This window comes from Bacteroidota bacterium (assembly GCA_020402865.1).
GTDB lineage: Bacteria > Bacteroidota > Bacteroidia > Palsa-965 > Palsa-965.
The window spans coordinates 20,848-27,312 of the sequence record JADBYT010000045.1 but is presented as its reverse complement, the minus strand read 5'-3'; the positions used below and the strand labels follow the sequence as shown (position 1 = coordinate 27,312).

General features: G+C 50.3%; 5 protein-coding genes. 2 read left to right on the top strand and 3 right to left on the bottom strand.

Translation table 11 applies throughout. The annotated features are described in order from the left end of the window. Positions 1-2,568 (top strand): hypothetical protein (locus tag IM638_20265; GenBank protein ID MCA6365378.1); only part of this gene is annotated, 2,568 nt, incomplete at its 5' end. Between the two features lie 98 nt (positions 2,569-2,666). Here the strand turns inward: IM638_20265 and IM638_20260 are convergent. Beyond that, positions 2,667-3,704, bottom strand: coding sequence for a hypothetical protein (locus IM638_20260; protein ID MCA6365377.1), 1,038 nt, complete (start codon positions 3,702-3,704; stop codon positions 2,667-2,669). Between the two features lie 50 nt (positions 3,705-3,754). After that, a complete protein-coding gene (locus tag IM638_20255; protein MCA6365376.1) occupies positions 3,755-4,498 on the bottom strand; it encodes a response regulator transcription factor in 744 nt (247 codons plus the stop codon). A gap of 44 nt (positions 4,499-4,542) precedes the next feature. On the opposite strand from IM638_20255, the gene IM638_20250 reads away from it, so the two are divergent. Further along, positions 4,543-4,941: a hypothetical protein gene (locus tag IM638_20250; GenBank protein MCA6365375.1), complete on the top strand. Its 399-nt coding sequence runs from the start codon at positions 4,543-4,545 to the stop codon at positions 4,939-4,941. Here the strand turns inward: IM638_20250 and IM638_20245 are convergent. After that, a complete protein-coding gene (locus IM638_20245; GenBank protein ID MCA6365374.1) occupies positions 4,936-6,465 on the bottom strand; it encodes a cryptochrome/photolyase family protein in 1,530 nt (509 codons plus the stop codon). The two genes, IM638_20250 and IM638_20245, sit on opposite strands and share 6 nt — an antisense overlap.

Here is a 6,465-nt window from a genome sequence, read left to right as displayed (position 1 = left end):
CCGGTGGTAACCATTACCAGCCCGGCTTCATGCCCGCACACCACCAAAGTGCAGAACATGACCATTACCGCTACGGTTACCAATGTAACGGCAGCCAGCCAGGTGAATGTACTGTTCAACGGTGCAGCAGTAACTAACTTCAGCTTTGCACTCAACGGCACGGTAGCCACGATCAGCTTCCCTGTGGTGCTCAACAGCGGTGTAAACAACCTCAGCATTACAGGCACCAACAGCGCCGGCAGTGACAACGAAACCTGCCAGATCACCTACAAGCCCAATTCGCCCACGGTGCAGCCTCCTGTGGTAACCATTACCAGCCCGGCTTCATGCCCGCACATCACCAAGGTGCAGAACATGACCATTACCGCTACCATTACCAATGTAACAGCGGCAAATCAGGTTAGTGTATTGTTTAATGGTGCGGCGGTAACCAACTTCACCTTTGCACTCAATGGAACAGTGGCTACCATCAGCTTCCCTGTGGTACTCATTAGCGGTGCAAACACGGTAGCCATTACCGGTACCAACAGTGCAGGCAGCGATGCGGCCAACTGTCAGATTACCTATACAGTAGCTCCGCCTCCGTTAAATCCGCCTGTGGTAACCATTACCAATCCGCGCAGCTGTCCGTTTGCCTCTCCTTCGCAAACCATGACTATCACGGCAACTGTAACCAATGTAACAGCAGCCAGTCAGGTAAGTGTATTGTTGAACGGGCAGCCTGTAAATCCGTTCAGCTTTGCGCTCAATGGTACAGTGGCAACCATCAGCTTCAATGCCAGTTTAAACAGCGGTGCAAACACGGTAGCCATTACCGGTACCAACAGTGCAGGCAGCGATGCAGCCAACTGTCAGATTACCTATACAGTGGCTCCGCCTCCGGTAAATCCGCCGGTGGTAACCATTACCAATCCCCGCAGCTGTCCGTTTGCCTCTCCATCGCAAACCATGACTATCACGGCAACTGTAACCAATGTAACAGCAGCCAGTCAGGTAAGTGTATTGTTGAACGGGCAGCCTGTAAATCCGTTCAGCTTTGCGCTCAATGGATCGTTAGCAACCATTAGTTTTAATGCCAGCCTGAATAACGGCGCAAACACGGTAGCCATTACCGGCACCAACAGTGCGGGCAGCGATGCGGCCAATTGTCAGATTACCTATACAGTGGCTCCGCCTCCGGTAAATCCGCCGGTGGTAACCTACACCACGCCTTCAAGCAGTCCGCACACCACCAACACATCAGCCAACAATGTGGTTGCGCGTGTAACCAATGTCACAGCGGCCAGTCAGGTTACCGTTACCGTGAACAATGCGCCGGTTACCAACTTTGGTTTTAGTGTAAATGGAGGTACGGCCACGGTTACTTTCCCGGTAACGCTGCAAATGCAGCAAACAGCCAACTGTGTGGTAACCGGTACCAACAGCGCGGGCACTGATTCTGAGCCGATGGCCATTATGTATCATCCGCTTCCTCCGGCTGTAAACATTACCAATCCGGCTACCACACCGCTCAATGTAACCAGTGCACCGTTTACTTTTACCGCTACAGTACTCAATGTGGTGAGTGCTTCAGACATTACCGTGAAGCTGAATAATGCGGTGGTAACCGGTTTCACTTACGATATGAATTCGAAAGTGCTTACCTATTCTACCACACTCAATCCGGGTACTACCACGTTTGATGTGCGTGCGATAAATACGGCAGGAACAGCGTCTGACAATGCTTCGGTAATTTTCAAACAGGCGCCTCCGCGTGGTCCTCAGGTAACCATTACCACACCGGCCAGCAGTCCCAGCGTTTCTGCTACTGCCACGGCTACTGTGGTTGCCACTGTGCGCTATGTAAATTCTGCTTCAGAAATTACAGTGAAACGCAGCAACAACACTACGGTAAATTTCAACTATGCTAACAACACGGTTACTTTTACCGACAACCTGAACAATGGTGCCAATACCTACACCATTACAGCCTTAAATGCCAACGGCTCAGACAGCAAGAGCACGACCATCAATTACACTGTAGCTGCTCCCGGCGGCGGTGATTCTGGCCGTCCGCGTTCGCAACCCGAAGGCGATCCGGTAATTGTGCTGGTAACTCCTTCGTCGCTCACGGCTACTACGCAGGATCAGACGTATGATGTAACCATGCGCACACTGGGTATCAGCTCGGCTTCGCAGATTACGGTGAAAATTAACGGCAATCAGACCAGCAATTTCACTTACACAGCGGCTACCAATACACTCACCTTTACTGCGCCGCTTCAGAATGGAGTAAACACCATCCGTGTGCGTATTCAGAACAGCCTGGGCTATGCCGAGAAGGAACTTACCGTAACCTTCACTGCACAAAGCCGCAGTGGTTCGGGCAGTGGCAATACGCAGCCTTCTAAGCCGCGTACCACAACCACCAGGCCCGGCACAACCACTAAGCCAAGTACGACAACCACACCGGAGAAACCTTCCGAAACAAAACCGGCCACAACTCCTTCGGAAAAACCGGCTGAGAAACCCGCTGAAACACCGCGCGGAGGCACACAGCCAAGTCCTACTCCGGCCAAGCCGCGATAGTGATTGATGTAAAAACAAAATCGGCTGTACCGTTTGGTGCAGCCGATTTCATTTTACCCGGATTTGAGAAGAGCCATGCCGACAACCGGCAGCACGGCTCAGGGGGTATATCCGGATATACCGATTAATTGCCTTACCGCAAAGGCCGCCCGGTCTGAAATGTGTTGTGTGTATGGCAAGCGTAAGGCCGCGGCATTGCATTGCGGTAAAAGCCGGGTTAGTTTATCTGGTGCAGTTGTGCCGCAAAGCAGCAGCGGTGTGTGTGGAAAAAGTGTGCGCAGGTTGCAAAGCAGCTGTTGGTTTTGCGACTGATCACACACGGCTATCACAAGCGACGGCGAAAGCAGTCCGGCCTGGCTGCGCAGCGAGTTGCTGAGGCATTGCGGCGCCGGCAGTTGCCAGATGCTGAAACCGTTTTCGGGTTCCACCACCAGTGCACCAATTTCGGGGCTGAGGCTGCTGCGGAAAGTGAGTTGTGTGCAGCCGCCCGTTTTCCATTCGAGCCATTGCCAGCGGCCGGGTTCGAGGTTGTATTCGGTAAAGATGTTTGCCTGAGTGCGGATAAGTGTGGCATCGTCGCTGAGGGGCCGGCAAATGAGTCGCAGGCGATGGCCGCTGTCGGCGGTACAGCTTACCCAGCCTTCGCAGTAATCGAGGCTGCTGCGTTTGTGGCTGGGCAGAAGCAATGTGCCGGGGCGTTTAAACAGCAGGCAGCTGCCATCAGCACTGTTGAAAAGGCGTTGCCAGTTTGTGCTCCATTTCCATGTGGCCGACAGGCGCGGATCGTGCAGCTTTATTCGAAGTTGGGTGGTAAGTTCACCGGCAAACGCCGCTGTGCTGTCGGTATGAAAAACTAGAATGCGCCGCGTACCTTTTTGAGGCAGACGAAGCTGCATAAACTGCTGCTGAGCCAAACCGCCATAAGCCACATTGTTGTTTATGGAAATGTAAAATGCCCGCGGTATGGAAATTTGTTGCGACCACGAAAGCTGCGCACCGATAAATGCCAGCAAGCAGCATCCCAGCAAGGCCATAATAAATTTTACCCGAAACCCGAACATGCTGCAAGCTACTTCCGGCAAACCATTATTTACGCTACAAAGCAACACCTGCCCGTTTTTGTTGAGCAGGTGCATACAGAAGGATGAAAAGTGTTTTCGGGTGAATGGGTTGAGACGAAAATAATTCAGGAAAGCCCTAATGCTTTAAGCAGATCTTCTTTTTTGCGCACTGAAACCGGTACATTCGAACCATCGCTCATTACCGCATAACCACCTTCGTTTTTCATGAAAGTTTTGAGGTGTTCGAGATTGATGAGGTGCGAGTGATGTACGCGCACAAAGCCGGACGGCTCAAGCAAATCTTCATATTCCTTGAGTGTGCGTGTAACCACAATGGGTTTTGCGTTGAGCAGGTAAAAGGTGGTGTAGTTACGGTCTGATTCGCAGCGGACGATGTCGTTGATCTGTACCACATGCACACGGTCGGAACTGTTCAGAGCGAGGCGGCGGAGATTTTGTGCGGGTTGTTTGTATTGCTCCTTGAAAAGGCGAAGATTTTCGGCCGGAGGTGCCTGCAGGTTTTCCAGTTTGTTTACCGCGGCAATCAGTTCGTCGGGATCAACCGGTTTGAGGAGATAATCGAGCGCGCTGAATTTAATGGCGCGGATGCCGAAGTTATCAAGCCCGGTTGTAAAAATAATGCGTGCGTGGGTGGTGCCCAATTGTTCGAGAAGCTGAAAGCCATCGCCATCGCCGAGCTGTATATCGAGGAAAACCACATCGCAGGCTGTTGAGCGCAAGAGTTGCAAGCCTTCGGCCATGCCCGAAGCCTCGCCAACAATTTTAAGTTGCGGGCACCAGCGGGTAATATCGGCTTTGAGTCCCTCGCGGGCATCAGCAGAATCGTCAATAAGTATGGCTTTCATCATGCGATAAAAATAGTGAGTTGAATGGCTACTTTGTAAATTTGCACATGTTTGCCGACGATTTTTTGAGTGATGAGGAATTGCTGAAGTTGCGCCCCGAAGTGGTTTTTGACAGTTCGCGCGCATTACCGGCCGAAAAGTTCCAGGGTGAAACCCTTCGGCCCATCCTGAAATATAAAAATGAATGGCTGCTTGGTCAGCTGCGCGCTTATCTTACAAAACGTTTTCCAGGTTTTGCCGGATTTACGCAAGTTGCACAATACGAAGCGATTGAAAATGCAGTAAAAAGGAATGCGAAATTTCGTCAAACAATTATGCAGGCTGTGTTTGCATTAATGACAAAAGCGGAGAAGGAGTTTGCGCACACACATCGCAAAGACGTGGCCGGAAGGCTGACTCAGCTGCTCATTGAGCGTTTTGTGTCGCAGCGCGAAAAGCTGTTATAGTTCATCCAGTTTCGCCAGCCAGGTTTCGGCCTGTGAAAGAATTTTTTCTTTCTCTGACGGTTGCATTTTATCCCAGGTGCGGTACATCATACCGATGCGGGGATTTTTTTCAAGCAAAGCACGGTTGCGGTTGTAGAAATGCCAGTACAAACTGTTCATCGGACAGGCAAAAGCGCCGTACTTTTTCTTACGGTCGTACGCACAGGTTTTGCAGTAATCACTCATCTTGTCGATGTAGTTTGTCGATGATACATAGGGCTTTGAACCTACAATACCGCCATCGGCAAACTGGCTCATGCCGCGTGTGTTGGTAATTTCAACCCACTCAATGGCATCAATATAAATACCGAGATACCATTTGTCCACTTCAGCCGGATCAATACCGGCAAGCAATGCAAAGTTTCCGGTAACCATCAGTCGCTGTATATGATGTGCATAAGCTGTTTCTAGCGACTGAGTGATGGCCTGTTTCTGGCAATTCATTTTGGTGTGGCCCGACCAGAACCACTGCGGCAGTTTAGCAGTGTGACCGAAAAAATTCAGAGAGGCATACGCAGGCATTTTGTCCCAGTAAATTCCACGCATATATTCACGCCAGCCGATAATCTGACGTACAAAACCTTCGATCTGAGCAATTGAAATTTCGCCCGGTCTTTTTATCCATTCGGCTATGGCGCGTTCAGTTACTTCGGCCGGCGAAATGAGTTTTACATTCATCGCAAACGAAATGCGCGAATGATACAGCGTGCGGTTTTGCACACTCATCATATCCTGCCACATGCCAAACTGACTGAGCAGATGTACACAGAAATAATCAAGTACCTGCAGCGCTTCGGTACGGTTCACGGGCCATGCAAAATTATCTGCACACGCTTCGCCAAATGTGTTTACGCCACATTTTTCGAGCATGGCCAGCAGGGCAGAGTGGTTGTGGCTGAATTCGAGCGGAGCAATTTTCTTCACCCCGGCCTTGTATCCGCTTCTGTTGTCGTGATCATAGTTCCATTGCCCGGTAAGCGGCTCATTGTTGAACATGAGATAGCCCGTTTTTTTGCGGATATCTCTGTAAAACGATTCCATCAGATACATTTTCTTACCACTGAAAAACTCCCGCAGCGCGAAACGTGTGGTGAGAAAGTGTTCGGTATCATAAGCTTCTGACGGAATGGAAAGTGTTTGGCAGAACGTCTTCAGCTCTTCATCAAGCCTGTATTCGTCGGGCAAAAGGTATTCGAAGCGTGTAATGCCGTGTGAGGAAATAAGTTTGCTAAGGTTTCCGCTGAAAGTGTGATGGTTTGTTTTTTCATCGAGCAGGATGTAAATAAACGTATGACCTCTCGCACCCATTTCTTCGGCAAAACAGCGCATGGCCGCAAAAAAGGCAATTACTTTCTGGGCATGATGCAGCGTATAATCTGTTTCCTGCCTCAGTTCCATCATCACATAACACACATCATCGGACACAACAGAAAACCAGCTGTGGTTATGATTAAGCTGATCGCCAAGAATGAGACGTAGTTTCAT

What these genes read in the sequence shown, in the direction of transcription:
- IM638_20260 (MCA6365377.1), bottom strand. Translation starts at nt 3,704, where the DNA reads ATGCACCTGCTCAACAAAAACGGGCAGGTGTTGCTTTGTAGCGTAAAT.
- IM638_20255 (MCA6365376.1), bottom strand. Translation starts at nt 4,498, where the DNA reads ATGATGAAAGCCATACTTATTGACGATTCTGCTGATGCCCGCGAGGGA.
- IM638_20250 (MCA6365375.1), top strand. Translation starts at nt 4,543, where the DNA reads ATGTTTGCCGACGATTTTTTGAGTGATGAGGAATTGCTGAAGTTGCGC.
- IM638_20245 (MCA6365374.1), bottom strand. Translation starts at nt 6,465, where the DNA reads ATGAAACTACGTCTCATTCTTGGCGATCAGCTTAATCATAACCACAGC.